This window comes from Pseudomonas sp. LBUM1658, from assembly GCF_059716055.1.
Map to the genome: position 1 here is coordinate 3,166,603 of NZ_CP166798.1, position 16,847 is coordinate 3,183,449.

At 57.4% G+C, this 16,847-nt stretch carries 14 protein-coding genes and 2 pseudogenes; 11 read left to right on the forward strand and 5 right to left on the reverse strand.

Features of this window, described 5'->3' with window-relative positions; translation table 11 throughout:
• Window positions 1-4 precede the first annotated feature (4 nt).
• The 5 genes and pseudogenes from ACA064_RS14545 (at window position 5) to ACA064_RS14565 (ending at window position 5,025) form a co-directional block, all read left to right on the forward strand.
• On the forward strand, window positions 5-1,141 hold the full coding sequence (locus ACA064_RS14545; RefSeq protein WP_497673967.1) for a nickel/cobalt efflux protein RcnA: 1,137 nt from the start codon (window positions 5-7) through the stop codon (window positions 1,139-1,141).
• 78 nt (window positions 1,142-1,219) lie between these two features.
• Window positions 1,220-1,586, forward strand: a pseudogene (locus tag ACA064_RS14550) (YqaA family protein).
• A gap of 198 nt (window positions 1,587-1,784) precedes the next feature.
• A protein-coding gene (locus ACA064_RS14555) for an IS3 family transposase (RefSeq protein ID WP_497673968.1) occupies window positions 1,785-2,947 on the forward strand; the annotation gives its coding sequence in 2 pieces (ribosomal slippage) (window positions 1,785-2,040 and window positions 2,040-2,947; 1,164 coding nt in all).
• A gap of 165 nt (window positions 2,948-3,112) precedes the next feature.
• Entirely contained in the window at window positions 3,113-3,724 is a 612-nt protein-coding gene (locus tag ACA064_RS14560; protein ID WP_497673969.1) for an FMN-dependent NADH-azoreductase, read from the forward strand.
• Between the two features lie 263 nt (window positions 3,725-3,987).
• Window positions 3,988-5,025, forward strand: coding sequence for an alpha/beta hydrolase family protein (locus tag ACA064_RS14565; protein ID WP_497673970.1), 1,038 nt, complete (start codon window positions 3,988-3,990; stop codon window positions 5,023-5,025).
• A 35-nt stretch (window positions 5,026-5,060) separates the two neighbouring features.
• On the opposite strand, the gene ACA064_RS14570 is transcribed toward ACA064_RS14565, so the two are convergent.
• From ACA064_RS14570 to ACA064_RS14580, 3 genes are all read right to left on the reverse strand, one after another.
• The gene (locus tag ACA064_RS14570; protein ID WP_497673971.1) at window positions 5,061-5,486 is read right to left on the reverse strand and encodes a tail fiber domain-containing protein; all 426 of its coding nucleotides are present in this window, start codon (window positions 5,484-5,486) and stop codon (window positions 5,061-5,063) included.
• Window positions 5,487-5,657: 171 nt separating this feature from the next.
• Window positions 5,658-6,854: an MFS transporter gene (locus ACA064_RS14575; protein ID WP_497673972.1), complete on the reverse strand. Its 1,197-nt coding sequence runs from the start codon at window positions 6,852-6,854 to the stop codon at window positions 5,658-5,660.
• 267 nt (window positions 6,855-7,121) lie between these two features.
• Window positions 7,122-8,711 (reverse strand): ABC-F family ATPase, encoded by a 1,590-nt coding sequence (locus tag ACA064_RS14580; RefSeq protein ID WP_497673973.1) that lies wholly within the window; start codon window positions 8,709-8,711, stop codon window positions 7,122-7,124.
• A 265-nt stretch (window positions 8,712-8,976) separates the two neighbouring features.
• Between ACA064_RS14580 and ACA064_RS14585 the strand changes: the two genes are divergently transcribed.
• Window positions 8,977-9,366: a hypothetical protein gene (locus tag ACA064_RS14585; RefSeq protein WP_497673974.1), complete on the forward strand. Its 390-nt coding sequence runs from the start codon at window positions 8,977-8,979 to the stop codon at window positions 9,364-9,366.
• A 96-nt stretch (window positions 9,367-9,462) separates the two neighbouring features.
• On the opposite strand, the gene ACA064_RS14590 is transcribed toward ACA064_RS14585, so the two are convergent.
• The gene (locus ACA064_RS14590) at window positions 9,463-11,028 is read right to left on the reverse strand and encodes a methyl-accepting chemotaxis protein (protein WP_497673975.1); all 1,566 of its coding nucleotides are present in this window, start codon (window positions 11,026-11,028) and stop codon (window positions 9,463-9,465) included.
• Between the two features lie 380 nt (window positions 11,029-11,408).
• Here ACA064_RS14590 and ACA064_RS14595 point away from each other — a divergent pair.
• The 3 genes and pseudogenes from ACA064_RS14595 to lpxO form a co-directional block, all read left to right on the forward strand.
• Window positions 11,409-12,416: pseudogene (locus ACA064_RS14595) on the forward strand (PAS domain S-box protein); the annotation flags it as partial.
• Window positions 12,417-12,422: 6 nt separating this feature from the next.
• Window positions 12,423-12,845, forward strand: coding sequence for a response regulator (locus ACA064_RS14600; RefSeq protein ID WP_497674245.1), 423 nt, complete (start codon window positions 12,423-12,425; stop codon window positions 12,843-12,845).
• Window positions 12,846-13,100: 255 nt separating this feature from the next.
• Window positions 13,101-14,000, forward strand: coding sequence for a lipid A hydroxylase LpxO (gene lpxO, locus ACA064_RS14605; RefSeq protein WP_497673976.1), 900 nt, complete (start codon window positions 13,101-13,103; stop codon window positions 13,998-14,000).
• A gap of 170 nt (window positions 14,001-14,170) precedes the next feature.
• On the opposite strand, the gene ku is transcribed toward lpxO, so the two are convergent.
• Window positions 14,171-15,049 (reverse strand): non-homologous end joining protein Ku, encoded by an 879-nt coding sequence (ku, locus tag ACA064_RS14610; RefSeq protein ID WP_497673977.1) that lies wholly within the window; start codon window positions 15,047-15,049, stop codon window positions 14,171-14,173.
• A gap of 204 nt (window positions 15,050-15,253) precedes the next feature.
• Between ku and ACA064_RS14615 the strand changes: the two genes are divergently transcribed.
• Window positions 15,254-15,628: a hypothetical protein gene (locus ACA064_RS14615; RefSeq protein WP_497673978.1), complete on the forward strand. Its 375-nt coding sequence runs from the start codon at window positions 15,254-15,256 to the stop codon at window positions 15,626-15,628.
• Between the two features lie 51 nt (window positions 15,629-15,679).
• On the forward strand, window positions 15,680-16,828 hold the full coding sequence (locus ACA064_RS14620; protein ID WP_497673979.1) for a PQQ-dependent sugar dehydrogenase: 1,149 nt from the start codon (window positions 15,680-15,682) through the stop codon (window positions 16,826-16,828).
• The last annotated feature ends 19 nt before the right edge of the window (window positions 16,829-16,847 follow it).

Genomic DNA, 16,847 nt, shown 5'->3' on the forward strand with positions numbered 1-16,847 from the left:
TGACATGCCCAATTTTGCTGAACTCTTGCAACAGGGTGGGTCTCACGCCTGGTTGTACTTTCCGAGTGCCATTTTGCTCGGCGCCTTGCATGGGCTGGAACCAGGTCATTCAAAAACCATGATGGCAGCCTTCATCGTGGCGATTCGTGGCTCGGTGAAACAGGCTGTGCTGTTGGGCTTGGCAGCAACACTTTCCCACACCTTGGTGGTGTGGTTGGTCGCCATCGGCGGCATGTATCTGGGTAAAGGTCTGGACGCGCAAACTACCGAGCCTTACTTCCAGCTCGTGTCATCCGCACTGATCATCGCGATTGCGCTGTGGATGCTGTGGCGTACATGGCATGGCGAGCAGATGTTCAAGTTCGAGCAAGGTAATGATCATCACCATGGTGAGCATGACCACGGTCATCATGATGAGACCCATCGTATCGATACCGGGCACGGGCGAATCGAACTGTCGATCTTCGAAGAAAGCATGCCACCGCACTGGCGTTTGAAGGCACTGAGTGGGTTTACCTGGCCGGCGTCAGAGGTTCGTCTGACCACCACTCGTCCAGACGGTAGCGCTCAAGCGTTCTTGTTCGTCGAACGCGAAGGTTTCCTTGAGTCGACCGTCGATATCCCTGAACCTCATGAGTTTAGTGCTCGCCTGAGCCTGGGACATGCAGGTCACTCCCATGATTACGACCTGGAGTACCAGGAGCATGATCATGGGCATGCGCATTCCGAGCTGGAAGGTTTGGAACTGTCGATTGATGGTTATCAGGATGCGCATGAGCGTGCGCATGCCAACGACATTCGTAAGCGCTTTACCAACAGAGACGTCACTACGGGTCAGATCATCGTGTTCGGTTTGACTGGCGGCCTGATTCCTTGCCCTGCCGCCATTACCGTTCTACTGCTCTGCCTCCAGGTTAAAGAAGTCGCATTGGGTGGCATGCTCGTCCTGTGCTTCAGCATCGGCTTGGCGATCACCTTGGTCACCGTCGGTGCAGCTGCGGCGATCGGTGCAAGGCAAGCCTCCAACCGCTGGCCTTGGCTAGGCGCTGTTGTCCGCCGCGCACCTTACCTTTCTAGCCTGTTGATCATCGGTGTCGGCCTCTACGTGGGCATTCATGGCTGGATCGGCTTGAACGCATAGGGCGACGCTTGGCTGGTTGGACTCTCCAGCTATATTGGTCTGTTCTTGGCGGTATTCGGTGCCGCCCCGCTGCTGCCAATGCAGTCTGAGGCTGTATTGGTCGGGATGTTGATCTCCGATCAATACGTCGCCGCCCTCAACGCAATTGGCAGTCGCCACCATCGGCAACGTACTCGGCTCTGCGCTGAACCGTTTACTAGGTCGCTTCATCGAACGGTTTCGCTATAAGCGATGGTTCCCCGTGAGCGAGAGCAAGCTCGAAAAGCCCAGCAGTCCTACCTACGCTACGGGTGCAGGTTATTGCTGCTTGCCCCTCATTGGTGATCCATTAACGGTCGCCGCCGGAGTCATACGCGAGCCGCTCTGGAGTTTTCTGCTGATCGTCACGCTAGCCAAGGGGGCTCGCTATTTCGTACTGACCACTCTCACGCTGGGGTGTACATGATGACCGCTCACACACTCCAGCAGTCCCCACTCAAAGCCTTCCATCGAATACCTGGAGAAGAGTGAGTAAGTCGCTTGTCCGGTGAAGGCAATTGGCCATACTCTGCGTTGGGTGAGAGATCTCACGCTGAATAATGTAGTGGTCTAATGAAACCGGACACCCATTTAGGCGAGAATGCTCGCCAGATCGAGGTGTCAGATGACCAAACAACGCCGTTCCTTTTCTGCTGAATTCAAACGCGAGGCTGCCGACCTCGTGCTCAAGCAAGACTACAGCTACATCGAAGCCAGCCGTTCACTCGGCGTCGGCGAGTCGGCACTACGCCGCTGGGTCAGTCAGGTTCAGCAGGAGCGCAAAGGCGTTACCCCGCAGAGCAAAGCGCTGACACCGGAACAGCAGAAAATCCAGGAGCTGGAAGCCCGGATCGCCCGCCTTGAACGGGAAAAATCGATATTAAAAAAGGCTACCGCGCTCTTGATGTCGGAAGATCACGAGCGTACGCGCTGATCAATCAGCTGAGCGTCCATGAGCCGGTTGATTGGCTGTGCAAAGTGTTTGAAATCAACCGCTCAAGCTACTACGCCTACCGCCTCAAGCGCCGAACGCCTGATGTCGAACGGCTTCGGTTGCGCAGCCGGGTGAGCGAGTTGTTTTCACAAAGTCGCAGTGCTGCCGGCAGCCGTAGCCTTCTCTCGTTGATGCGTGACGATGGTGAACAACTCGGTCGGTTCAAAGTGCGCAGCTTGATGCGTGAGCTTGACCTCGTCAGCAAACAACCAGGTTCTCATGCCTATAAACGAGCGACGATTGAACGGCTGGATATCCCGAACACCTTGAATCGGGAGTTCGATGTCCCGGCACCCAACCAGGTGTGGTGCGGCGACATCACCTACATTTGGGCCCAGGGGAAATGGCACTATCTGGCGGTCGTGCTGGATCTTTGCGCGCGCCGGGTGGTGGGCTGGGCATTGTCGGAAAAGCCGGACGCCGAGTTGGTTATCAAGGCACTGGATATGGCCTACGAGCAACGTGGAAGGCCTCAGGGCCTGCTGTTTCACTCGGATCAAGGGTCGCAGTATGCGAGTCGTTTATTTCGCCAGCGGCTGTGGCGTTATCGAATGCGCCAGAGCATGAGTCGCCGGGGAAATTGCTGGGACAACGCGCCGATGGAGCGGGTGTTCCGCAGCTTGAAAACCGAATGGATACCGACTCTGGGTTACAGAACTGCTCAAGAGGCCCAGCGCGATATCAGCCATTTCTTGATGCATCGGTACAACTGGATTCGACCCCATCAATTCAACGGTGGGCTGGCGCCAGCTCGGGCCGAAGAAAAACTTAACGTCGTGTCCGGGATTAGTTGACCACTACATCCTAGGAAAACATTCAGGTCTTGCATGGTCAACACTCGACTGTTCTATCAGTGAGACGAACTATCGCATTTATGCCGTCTAATCATCCATTGCTTTCATCTGTAGGATTGTCCTCACTTTGATCGCCCAGTGGCGATCCTCACTTGGAGATCCCACATGAAACTTCTGCATATCGATTCGAGCATCCTGGGTGACAACTCGGCTTCCCGTGAGCTCAGCCGCAGCGTCGTTGAAGCCTGGCAGGCCGCAGAGCCGCAAGCCGTGGTGACTTACCGCGACCTGGCGAGCGATGCTATCAGCCATTTTTCCGCCAACACCCTGATTGCCGCCGGCACCACCGCTGAATTGCGCGATGCCGCGCAGCAGCACGAAGCCGAGCTGAGCGCGCAGGCCCTGGCTGAATTCCTTGCCGCGGACGCCGTGGTCATCGCCGCGCCGATGTACAACTTCACCATCCCGACTCAATTGAAAGCCTGGATCGACCGCATTGCCGTCGCCGGACAGACCTTCCGTTACACCGAAGCCGGCCCTGAAGGCCTGTGCGGTAACAAGAAAGTCGTGGTGGTCTCGACTTCCGGTGGTTTGCATGTCGGCCAGGCTACCGGCGTCGGCCACGAAGAGTATTTGAAGGTCATGCTCGGCTTCATGGGCATCACCGACATCGAATTCGTCCGTGCCCATGGCCTGGCCTACGGTGACGAAGTTCGCGTCAAAGCCATGAGCGATGCCCAGGCGCAGATCAGCGAGCAGTTGTTCGCTGCCGCGTAAGGCTTGTGTAAAGGCGTAATCAGCGCCGGTAACAAGCACTAAACTCTGTATTCTGCTCATCGAAGGATGGTCAGGGTACGGAGTTTTTTGTTTCTGGCGAATCGGTTCTGGCGCGGATTATGCGTTCTAACTGTAGGAGCGAGCTCGCTCGCGATGGACGTTAACGATAACGCGTATTTTCTGAATAAACGCGCCGCCCTGTAGTCCTTCGCGAGCAAGCTCGCTCCTACAGGGGCGCAACACAGCTAAGGTGGGAGCATCCGATGATGCGTCTGTGTGCAGTGTTACTGATCTGCCTGCTCGGCAGCCTGAATTCAGTGCACGCCGCGCGCGGGCTGCATCCCCATTGGAGTGTCGGCTTCCATCAGCTGCGCTTTCTCGATCCGCTGGATTTGCAGCCCATGGGTGCCATTGCCTTCTATCCCTCTACCGGCAAGGAGCATTCAAGCTTGCTGGAGGGCTATCAGGTCGAAGCCAGCGAAGACGCCAAAGTCGCGATTGGCCGGTTTCCGCTGTTGATGCTGTCCCATGGCAATACCGGCACCCCGCTGGCCTTGCACGACCTCGCCACCTCCCTGGCGCGCAAAGGTTTTGTGGTGGTCGCGGTGATTCACCCCGGCGACAACTCCAGAGACCATAGCCGCCTTGGCACCTTGAGCAATCTGTATGGCCGGCCGATCCAGATTTCCGAAGCGATTACCGCAACCCTGGCGGACCCGATGCTGTCACCCTTCGTCAATGCCAATCAGGTTGGGGTGATCGGTTATTCGGCGGGTGGCGAAACCGCATTGATCCTGTCCGGCGCCACACCGGACCTGGATCGCCTGCGCCGCTACTGCCAGGAGCGGCCCGACGACCGGGACGCCTGTAACACCCAGGGTGAGTTGATCGCCGATCGTGATGACCTGCAGCCGGTTGCCGATCCGCGGGTTCGTGCGTTGTTGCTGATGGCACCATTGAGCCTGAAATTCGGCCGCCATACCTTGGCCGATGTGCATGTGCCGGTGCTGCTGTACAGCGGCGACGGCGACAAACTGGTGGCCTTCGACAAAAACGCCGTCGCCCTGGCGCGCAAGCTGCCGACTGCTCCGGACTTCAAATTGTTGGCCGGGGCCGGGCACTTCGTGTTCATGGCGCCCTGTACCGAAGAGCAACTGGCTGCCATGCCGGCCTTATGCACCGACGCCGACGGCGTCGACCGCAAAGACATTCACCGCACCATGATCTCTGAAGCCGGGCGGTTCTTTTCCCATGTCTTGGGCAAACCAGGCAGGGCTGGGATGCAGACTGCCGATCAATGAATCGTGAACTCATGATCGGCGGTTTTTTATACGCGTTATTTGTTAGCCAAGGCAGTTTCAAGTATTTGAATTCTGCTATTCAGTTCGCGAACCGATTCGATAAGAGGAGCCACCAGTTTTTGATAATCTACTTGCAGGTGAGTGCCCTCGGTACGAACTAACTGTGGATAAACTTTCTGCACATCCTGAGCGATCAGGCCGATGTCGGCTTGGTCGTTTTGTTTCCAGTTGAACGTTACGCCCTGTAGTTTGAGCAGGTTTTCCGTCGCATTTTTCATGGGCTGAACTTCGTTCTTGAGTCGTTCATCACTGAATGGGCAACACTCGGAGCCAATGTCGCCAAGATCCCAGCACTTACCGTTATGGCAGATCTGCTGCTGAACCGTGTTTTCCGCCTGTGCAGGGGAGTAAAGAGCAAACGCCAGGGTCGGGGCGAGTAGGGCGAAAGGTAATATGCGCATTTAGGTACTTCCCTGTTTGTCGATTGTAATGTGAATGCAGTGCATGGAGACTCGTCGAAGTTAATAATTTAAACAACGATGGCACTCTGCATTAATCGAGTCGGGATGTTGCATATTGGTTGTATCTAGAATTGCTTTATTTTCTGTTACTTGGTTTGTTTAAACGAACCTTCAGCTACCCGTGCGTGCGGCCTGCCGTGACAGCAACAACGTCAGGCCAAGTCCGGTCACCGACAACAACGCCGCGAAAAAGAAGATCCACGAATACCCCAGATTCAACGCTACCGCGCCCATCAATGGCCCGGCGATCGCCAGCGCCAGATCGAAAAACACCGCGTAAGCACTCAGCCCCGCGCCGCGACTGGTGCTCGGTACCTGCTTGATCGCTTCGACGCCAAGGGCCGGGTAGACCAACGACAAACCGAATCCGGTCAGCCCGGCCCCGATCAAGGCAACGCCTGTCGATGGCGCAAGCCAGAGCAACACCAGCCCCAGGGTTTCGATGCACATACAGGCGATCGCTGCCGTGAAGCCACCAAACCGATTGATGCTGGAGATAAATAGCAGCCGCGCCAGAATGAAACACACCCCGAACACCGTCAGGCAGTACGCTGCACCGACCCAGCCGCGGCTGACATAGAACAGGGTAATAAAGGTGGTCAAGGTGCCGTAGCCGATCGATGCCAGGCTCAGGCTGGCACCATAAGGGGCGATTCGCCCGAACACCGCCCAGAATGGCAGTCGCTCGCCGCGGATCACCGGAACCGAGGGCTTGTTGCGGATCAGCAGCAACGCCGCCAGCGCCAGCAACGACAGGACAATGCCCAGGCTGGCAAAGCCCCACTCGGCGACCATCACCACCCCTAGTGGCGCGCCAATCGCGATTGCGCCATAGGAGGCGATGCCATTCCAGGAGATCGAGCGTGCGGTATGCTCCGCGCCGACCTGGCCCATGCACCAGCTGATGGTGCCCACCCCGATCAAGCCCTGGGCGATACCCAGCAACACGCGACCGCCGATCAGAATCAGCAGACTGAGCAGTGGCAGGCTTTGCAGCAGTGTCGAAATCAGTGTCAGCACGCCACTCAGGACAATCCCCAGCAACCCGTAAACGATCGCGCGCTTGGTGCCGAGGCTGTCCGACAGGCGTCCCGCCAGCGGCCGGCTGAGCAGGGTCGCCAGGTATTGAGAACCGATGGTCAACCCGGCCACCACGGCGCTGAAACCCAGTTGTTCGTGGACATAACCGGGGATCACAGCGATCGGCAGACCGATGCAGATAAACGCGATGAAGGTATAGAACACGATAGAGACGATCTGCAGGGTGATCGCCGTGGAGCTGAGGGCAGGTGGTTGTTGCGCAGACATGAGGGCTCGTTCGCGGGCGGGCGGTTGGAGAACTGCATCATGGGGCGGGTGTGGGATAAAAGAAAGCAGGCTAACGATCAAAAGATCGAAGCCTGCGGCAGCTCCTGCAGGATCTGCATACCCCAGAAAATCCATGGGTGTATGCGGTTGGTGTAGGAGCTGCCGAAGGCTGCGATCTTTTCAGGAGTTGTGCCGATCTCTGGAAAGATCAAAAGATCGCAGGCTGCGCCAGCTCCTACGCTTGCAGCTAAAGGCTGGTAGCTGCCCTTAAAACACCACACCCTGGCTACGCAGGTAGTCGTCGTAGGTGCCGCTGAAGTCGATCACACCGCTCGGGCTCAGCTCGATGATGCGAGTTGCGAGCGACGATACGAACTCACGGTCGTGGCTGACGAAGATCAGCGTGCCAGGGTAGTTTTCCAGCGCCAGGTTCAGCGCTTCGATGGATTCCATGTCCAAGTGGTTGGTCGGTTCATCCATGATCAGCACGTTAGGCTTTTGCAGGATCAGCTTGCCGAACAGCATGCGACCTTGCTCACCACCGGAGATGACCTTGACCGACTTGAGGATCTCGTCGTTGGAGAACAGCATCCGGCCCAGGGTGCCGCGAACCACTTGCTCGCCTTCCTTGGTCCAGCGGCCCATCCAGTCGAACAGGTTGGATTCGTCTTCGAAGTCCGAGGCGTGATCCTGGGCGTAATAGCCCAGTTCCGCGGCTTCGGTCCATTTTATCGTACCGGCATCCGGGCTCAGTTCATTGACCAGGGTGCGCAGCAGGGTGGTCTTGCCGATACCGTTCGGGCCAATGATCGCCACGCGCTCGCCGGCTTCGACGGTGAAGCTGAAGTCTTTGAACAGCGGCTTGCCATCGAAGCCTTTGGCCATACGCTCGACGATGACCGCCTGGCGATGGATCTTCTTGGTCTGGTCGAAGCGGATGAACGGGCTGACCCGGCTCGATGGCTTGACTTCGGCCAGCTGGATCTTGTCGATCTGCTTGGCGCGGGAAGTGGCCTGCTTGGCTTTCGAGGCGTTGGCCGAGAAGCGGCTGACGAACGATTGCAGCTCGGAGATCTGCGCTTTCTTCTTGGCGTTGTCCGAGAGCAGTTGCTCGCGGGACTGGGTGGCCACGGTCATGTATTCGTCATAGTTGCCCGGGAACAGGCGCAGCTCACCGTAGTCCAGGTCAGCCATGTGGGTGCAGACACTGTTCAGGAAGTGTCTATCGTGGGAGATGATGATCATCAGGCTGTTGCGCTGGGTCAGAATGTTTTCCAGCCAGCGGATGGTGTTGATGTCCAGGTGGTTGGTCGGTTCGTCGAGCAACAGCACTTCAGGATCGGAGAACAACGCCTGGGCCAGCAACACCCGCAGTTTCCAGCCCGGCGACACTTCGCTCATCGGACCGTTGTGCTGTTCGATGCCGATACCCAGGCCCAACAGCAGTTCACCGGCGCGTGATTCGGCGGTATAGCCGTCCATCTCGGCGAATTCGGTTTCCAGCTCGGCAACGGCCATGCCATCGTCTTCGGTCATTTCCGGCAGCGAGTAGATGCGGTCGCGCTCGGCCTTGACCTTCCACAGCTCTTCATGACCCATGATCACGGTATCGATCACCGTGAATTCTTCGTAGGCGAACTGGTCCTGGCGCAATTTACCCAGGCGCACGTTTGGCTCCAGCATGACCTGGCCACCGGAAGATTCCAGGTCACCGCCGAGGATCTTCATGAAAGTCGACTTGCCGCAACCGTTGGCGCCGATCAGGCCATAACGGTTACCGGCGCCAAATTTGACCGAAACGTTCTCGAATAACGGCTTGGCGCCGAACTGCATCGTGATGTTAGCTGTGGAGATCAATTACCTTACCTATCAGTGGTTTAGAGCTGGCCGATGTCTGCTGAAACCGATGTTACACCCATCTGAAGTCTTTCCAGTCCGGTTCAGTCGTCGCTTGATTTGAGCCAGCAGGCATGCGTCGACAGCAACCTCTGGACACTGTGGTCAGGTTGCTGAGCAATAAATGCGGGGTTCATGTTGGAATTTGGGGCGTATTGTCGCATATGTAGGAGGGTAGTGGGATGGTGCTGGATTGAAAGAGGGTACAAACCCCTGGGAGACTCGGATGATCACTGGCGCTCTGGATGCGGCGAAGTACGTTGAATGCTACTCGGCTATCGAAAGTCCACAAGTGCGGGAGGCCTTTTGCATGCTGGTTGGCGCAATTTCCACCATGAACGGGCATAGCTGTGCCCCGATGCCAGAGGCTGAGCTGAATAGAACCATTGGAATCTTTTCGGTAGCGGACGACAACTGTCCCTTCAGCTTCGCCTCCTATCATGATTGGCTGCTGTTTCACTTCCGGCTGCCCGCTTTCAAGGCCGGACACTGTTCGCTTAAAACCCTCTCTGCGCAAATGGGCGAGGTCAATGACAAGACTGATGGCGAATGGACCATCAAGCTACGGTCAGTGGATGATGTTCGCCGCTTGCTACGGCTGATTAATATTGCTTGACCGCTTGTCCGCGGTACTTGCCGCTCAGCGTGGTAATTCCTGATCAACGCGCGAGGTGTCAACCACCTCGCTGTCAGGATGCGACCCACCTCGAATCTAGCGATTGAAACGTTCGACCAACGAATACTGGGTGGTAGCGGTTCGGGTGAGCTCCTTGCTCAGTTCTGCCGAATGCAGGGATTGTTCCGAGGTCTGGTCAGCCAGGTGCGCAATGGTGGTGATATTGCGGCTGATTTCTTCTGCGACGGCGGTTTGCTCTTCGGTGGCCGCGGCGATCTGGGTTGTCATATCGGTGATATTGGCGACTGCCTCACTGATCCCGACCAACGCCTTGTCAGCCTCCAGTACCCAGGCGACCCCTTCCTCGGCCTGGCGATGACCGCTGGCCATGATCTGCACGGCGTTGTTGGATGACTGCTGGAGTTTGGTGATCAGACCGTGGATTTGCGTGGTGGATTCCGTTGTGCGTTGCGCCAACTGCCTTACCTCGTCGGCCACCACGGCAAAGCCGCGCCCCATTTCACCGGCTCGGGCCGCTTCGATCGCCGCGTTCAGTGCCAGCAGGTTGGTCTGGTCGGCGATGCCCTTGATGACATCGACCACGGTGCCAATTTCATTACTGTCCTTGGCCAACTGTGCCACCGTCAGACCGGTTTCACCGACCACCACGGACAGTCGCTGAATGGCTTCGCGGGTGTCCCTGGCCACTTCCCGTCCACGTCCGGTCAGCACATTGGCTTCCTGGGTGGCGTCAGCGGTGCGCTGTACGTGGCTGGCGACTTCCTGGGTAGTCGCAGCCATCTGGTTGACCGCGGCTGACACTTGTTCGGTTTCGACGCGTTGACGCTCCAGGCCTTTGGAACTGTCGGCCGCCAGCCTGTCGGATCTACTCGCCAGCTCATTGAGCTGTTCAGCTGTGTCCTGCAACCGGGTCAGGCAGGTTTTCAGGCGAGCTTGCTGGCTGATAATCGAGGTTTCCAGACGAGCGTGAGGGCCGCGGCCGTCGCTGTACATTTGCGCTATCAATGGGTCAGAGGTAGACGGCTCGACCATCTCCAACAGACGTATCGTGCCGCTCTTTTGCCAATGCAAGCCAATCAATCCCAACGGCACCGATACGGCCGCAGCACCAGCGAAGCCCCACCAGGAGCTTGTCGACAGGAAAACCAGGCCGCTCAGCTGACTGACCAGAATGAAGGGTAACCAGTCTTGAATCACCGCCAGCCATTTGTCTCCTGAAGGACTGGCCGACTTGCCCCGATTGACGCGCAGGTACAAGGCTTCAGCGCGGCGAATTTGCTCAGCAGTGGGTTTGACCCGCACCGACTCATAGCCGACTATATTATTGCCGTCGAAAATGGGCGTCACATAGGCATTGACCCAGTAATGGTCGCCACTTTTTGCGCGATTCTTGACGATGCCCATCCACGGACTGCCTTGCTTCAGGGCGGCCCACATATGCGCGAATACCGCTGACGGTACATCCGGATGGCGGACAATGTTCTGCGGTGCGCCGATCAAGTCCTTTTTCTCGAAACCACTGATCTCTACGAAAGCGTCATTGCAGTAAGTGATGACTCCTCGAGCATCTGTAGTGGAAATGAGCTTTTGTTGAGGATGAAGCGCAACTTCACGATTAGTTATCGGCTGATTGTTTCTCATTACCATCTGCTCCGGGGTGCCAGTAAAGTGACATCGGCTCCGGGAGCAAAAAGGTGAGGCGGAAAAATCCCCATTCATCAGATAGTTAACTTTGTTTTTGGGGTAAATTGGATCCATTCAGATCGAATCTGGATTTGCCCCCGGAAACGTTGGATAGCCCGCGATTTTCCTGAGGGCAACAAAAAGCCCGCATGCGGGCGGGCTTAAAAAGGAGTTCATGAAGGAGCAGCCACCAAGTTAGGCTTCTCGATGTGAAGATTTTGTGAAAGGCCCTTGGGGCGCCTCCTTTAAGCGCTGGTCAGTGAGAGATGCCTGCCGCTCACGTCATTGCGTTTCTTTGGACTAATCTCCCTCTCATCACACAGGTATTGGGTCGCGTGATGAAGCAGACAGAACGATTGAATGCGTCACTGGCAGATGAAGGGCGATATCGCCTGTTGATTGACGCAGTGACCGATTACGCCATTTACATGCTTGATCCTGATGGCTTTGTCAGTAGCTGGAACACCGGTGCCAGGCGTTTCAAGGGCTATGAAGAGGCCGAGATTCTCGGGCAACATTTTTCCCGTTTCTATACCGAAGAAGACCGCGCGGCAGGAATACCCGCGCGCGCACTACGGACTGCTGCCACCGCAGGCCGTTTTGAGGGCGAAGGCTGGCGGGTGCGCAAGGATGGCGGGCGTTTCTGGTCACATGTGGTGATCGATCCGATCCGAGGGACCAATGGCGAGCTGTTGGGTTTTGCCAAAGTTACCCGCGACCTGACTGAGCGCAAACTTGCCGAACAATCCCTCAAACAGAGCGAAGAACAATTTCGCATGCTGGTTTAGGGCGTCACCGACTACGCGCTGTATATGCTTGACCCCGAAGGCCGGGTCAGCAGTTGGAATCTGGGCGCGCAACGGATAAAGGGCTATCTGCCGAGCGAGGTCATAGGCCAGCACTATTCGATGTTTTTCGGTGAAGAGGATCGGGAAAAGGGCGAGCCGCAAAGGGCCCTGGACATCGCCCTGCGCGATGGCCGTTTCGAGAACCAGGGGTGGCGTGTGCGCAAGGATGGTTCGCGGTTCTGGGCCAATGTGGTGATCGACGTTATCCGTGACGAGCGTGGAGTCTTGCTTGGCTTCGCCAAAATCACTCGTGACATTACCGACGCTGTAGCAGCTCAACGGGCGCTCGAAGAGGCTCGTGAAGCGGTATTCCAGTCGCAGAAAATGGAGTCGATCGGCCGGCTTACGGCCCGGGCGGCGGAACCGTTTTTCACCACCAAGGGCATCGGCAAGGGCACGGGGCTAGGGCTGTCGATGGTCCAAGGCCTGGCTGAACAGTCGGGTGGACGGTTGATCCTCAAGAGTAAGAAGGGCAGTGGAACCACCGTTGAATTATGGCTGCCGATGGCGGATGTTTCCGAGCTTTCGGTTAAAACCAGGGTGCTCAAACCCAGCCAGCCATCAACCATGGATCTGTTCAGAATTCTGGTGGTGGATGACGATCCGCTGGTGTTGCTCAGCGCCGTCGCAATGCTGGAGGATCTGGGCCATACGGTGTTGTACGCCGACTCCGGAACGCGGGCCCTGGAAATAATCTCCGAGGACGATACTATTGATCTGGTCATTACTGATCAGGCCATGCCGCATATGACGGGAATCCAGTTGGCTGAAACCATCAAGTCTCGCTGGCCGAAGTTGCCGGCACTGCTGGCACTGCTGGCAACCGGGTACGCCGAACAGATGGAGATTGCCGTCAGCTGGCCAAGACTCAGCAAACCCTTCAGTCAGGAGCTGCTATTGCGCGCCGTGATTGACGCGATGGCCTAGACGAAAAACTGCGTAGATACTTTTTTTCATGACTGACTTCCTGGGCACCGCTGTTGAACAGAGTTTAACAATTGTTGGTTAACCTTGAGTTTCAGGCTGTGGCTAAAATACCCGCCATCGGCCATGCCAGAGCCTTCTGTACCGACTGGCGCATGATTCACCTGGTCGATATCGCTTTCAGACGCTGCACTGTCCATCGGCGGTCCGTGGCCGTTGATGGCGCAGCATGTTCTCTTCCGACCTGTGACGATTGCCGTGAAGCTCATCATTGCTGTTCTGTATATTTTGTCCATCAGCTACGTGCATTTGCGTGGCCGTGTCCGGCATAAAATCAGTCGCCAGTTGAGCGATCACTCGACCTTCCTGGCGCCGGTGAACTGTTTCCTTTACCTGTTCTCCAGGCAGCCCAAGCGTCCTTACCTCGATCCCGCCGACTTTCCCGACCTTAGCCCGTTGCAAACCCACTGGGAGGACATCCGCCGCGAAGGCCAGAACCTGCTCCGGGCAGGGGAGATCAAACGATCGGCTCACTACGATGACCTGGGATTCAATTCCTTCTTCAAGACTGGTTGGAAGCGCTTCTACCTGAAGTGGTACGGCGACAGCCATCCTTCGGCGATGAAACTGTGCCCGCGCACCACCGAACTGCTGCAAGGCATTGGCTCGATCAAGGCCGCGATGTTTGCCGAGCTGCCCCCGGGCTCGAAACTGGTGCGCCACCGTGACCCCTACGCGGGCTCCTATCGCTACCACCTGGGCCTGGACACACCGAACGACCCTGGCTGCTACATCGATGTAGACGGTGAGCGTTATCACTGGCGCAATGGTGAGGCGGTGATGTTCGACGAGACCTTCATTCACTACGCCGAGAACACCACTGCGCAGAACCGCATCATCTTGTTCTGCGATGTGGAGCGCCCGATGAAGTATCGCTGGGCGAGCGCCTTCAACCGCTGGTTCAGTCGCACGGTGATGGCCGCCGCCGGTTCGCCGAACGATGCCGGCGACAAAACCGGAGGCTTGAACCGGGCGTTTACCAAACTGTACAAAATCCGTCTGCGCGGTAAACGGTTGAAAAAAAGCAACCGTAAACGTTACTACCTCGAGAAATGGGCGATGTTTGCCGGGTTGTTGGCGATTTTGGTGTTGGTCTGAAAGATCTTCGAAACGCTGATGGCGCCATCGCGAGCAAGCCCGCTCCCACAGATTTTGTGACAGAACACAGTTTTTGTGATCACCATAAATCCCTGTGGGAGCGGGCTTGCTCGCGATGAGGCCGGAACATTCAGTCTCAAGTCTTCCTGACCCCACCCCCCGCCTGGCGTTCAGCCGCGGGAGGTTTTCGTGGTTTTTTTCGCCGGGCTGGTTTTGTCGGCTGCTTTGGTGCTGGATTTAGCTGGGGCTTTGGCAGCGGCTTTGCCCGCCAGGCTGCGCTTGAGCAGTTCGGTCAGGTCGATAACATCGGCGGTTTTACGCTCCTCTTCAACGGTGCCGGTTTCGACGTCCTCGATCTTGCCTTCGTGGGCTTTCTTGTCGACCAGTTGCATGATCTTGTCTTCGAAGCTGTCGCGGTACTGGTCAGGTTGCCAGTCGGCACTCATGTCCTCCACCAGACGTCTGGCCATGTCCAGTTCGCCCTTGGCCAGGTCGGGTTTGGTCACTTCGCTGCCCAGGGCCAGTTCGTCGAGGCTGCGCACCTCGGCCGGCCAGCGCAGCATGACCAGCACCATGGCGGACTCGAGCGGCATCAACGCCGCCAGGTGCTGGCGGGTATGCAGCACTACATGGGCCAGGGCGACCTTGTCGGTTTTGCTCAGGGTTTCACGCAGCAGGGCATACACCTTGCCGCCGCGCTTGTCGGGCGCCAGGTAATACGGGGTGTCGATGTTCTGCAGGGGAATTTGCTCGCTGTCGACAAAAGCAAAGATGTCGATGGTCTGGGTCGACAGGGGATGCGCCGAGCGGATTTCCTCTTCACTGAGTACCACATAACGACCCTTTTCGTACTGCACGCCTTTGACGATGTGTTCCTTGGTCACTTCCTTGCCGGTGACCTTATTCACCCGCTTGTAGCCAACCGGGTCCATGCTGCGTGAATCGAGCCAATCGAAATCGACCCCGTGCGATGAGGTCGCCGAGACCAGTGCCACCGGGATATGTACCAGCCCGAAACTGATTGCGCCTTTCCAGATTGCCCGTGCCATAACGATATACCCCGACGTGACTGGTGTTCAGGTGACCTGCGGCGCGCGGCAAAAGTTTCCGCTGGTTGCGGTCGAAGGATTGCCGGCGGATCAGCGGTGGGGAGAACTGGTGTTACATGTTCCGCTGCCTATTTTGTTAACAAACCCGAACCCTGCGCGTAGCCTGTTATCGAAGGTGATGTCTATGCAAAATGAGAGGTTCCCATGAACAGGCTTGTGCTTGGCTTCACAGCGCTGGCGTTGAGTGGCTTGCTGAGCAACCTGGCTCAAGCCCGGCCTGAAGCTCTAACGCCACAACATGCCGAATCCCGGCCCCTGTTGCTGACCCAGAACCTGCCGGGCAGCAGCGACAACCCTTATAACAGCCCGATCCGCCGGGCCAATCCCAACAGCATGCAAGGCACCCAACCCAGCGCTCCGGCGCCGCGCTCACCGAACACCGTGCCGGTGCCGCGTCCACCGACCCTGGATAACGGCGGCATCCGCAATGGCTATCCCAGCACTCCTGCTCCGGGCTCGGTCAAGCCGACCCTGGAACCCGACAGGCCCGTCAGAGATTCGAGCAACAGCAATCGTTGAAGGCTGATGCCACTAACCATCGACGCACTTTTACGACAGAAGGAATCGTGCATGTTGCGTAAAACTCTCCTGGCAACATTCTGTGCCACTGCTCTGGTGACGGGCGCAATGCCGGCCTTTGCAGCGCAGAGCCAACAGTTCCGGAGCGAGCAGGGCACCCTCAGCGTCACCCGGATTACCCAGGGGCTCGAACATCCCTGGGCGCTGGCGTTCCTGCCGGATAAACAGGGCATGCTGGTGACCGAGCGTCCGGGCAAACTGCGCCTTGTCAGCGAGGGCAAACTCTCGGCACCGTTGAGTGGCGTGCCGAAGGTCTGGGCCAAGGGCCAGGGCGGTTTACTGGACGTGGCACTATCACCGGCCTTCAACGAGGACCGCATGGTCTATCTATCCTTTGCCGAAGGCGGCGGTGGGGGCGGTACAGCGGGAACAGCGGTGGGGCGCGGGCGATTGTCCGAAGACTTGAGCCGCCTGCTGGACTTCAAGGTGATCTTCCGTCAGGAGCCAAAGCTCTCCACCGGCAATCACTTTGGTTCACGGCTGGTGTTCGACCGCGACGGTTATCTGTTCATTACCCTGGGCGAGAATAACGATCGGCCAACGGCTCAGGACCTCGACAAACTGCAAGGCAAGATCGTGCGGATCTATCCAGACGGCAAGGTGCCGGCCGACAACCCGTTTGTCGGCCAGCCAGGCGTGCGCCCGGAGATCTGGTCCTATGGCCATCGCAATCCCCAGGGGGCGGCAATGAATCCCTGGACTGGCACACTCTGGGACAACGAACATGCTCCCAGAGGCGGTGACGAAGTCAACATCATCGAACGCGGCAAGAACTACGGCTGGCCATTGGCGACCCACGGCACCAATTACTCGGGTGCGCCTATACCGGAAGCCCAGGGTAAAACCGCCCAAGGCACCGTGGCGCCCCATCATGTCTGGGAAAAATCCCCGGCTATCAGTGGCATGGCGTTCTACGATGGCGACCGCTTCAAGGCCTGGCAGCACAATCTGTTTATCGGCGCGCTGGTATCCCAGGAGCTGATCCGCCTGCAGTTCGATGGCGACAAGGTCGTCCACGAGGAACGGTTGCTGGGAGAACTGAACGCGCGAATCCGCGATGTGCGGCAAGGGCCCGATGGTTATCTGTACGTGCTGACCGACGAGGAGGATGGGGCCTTATACAAGATCGGGCTGGAATGACCACATACCCTTCGCCACA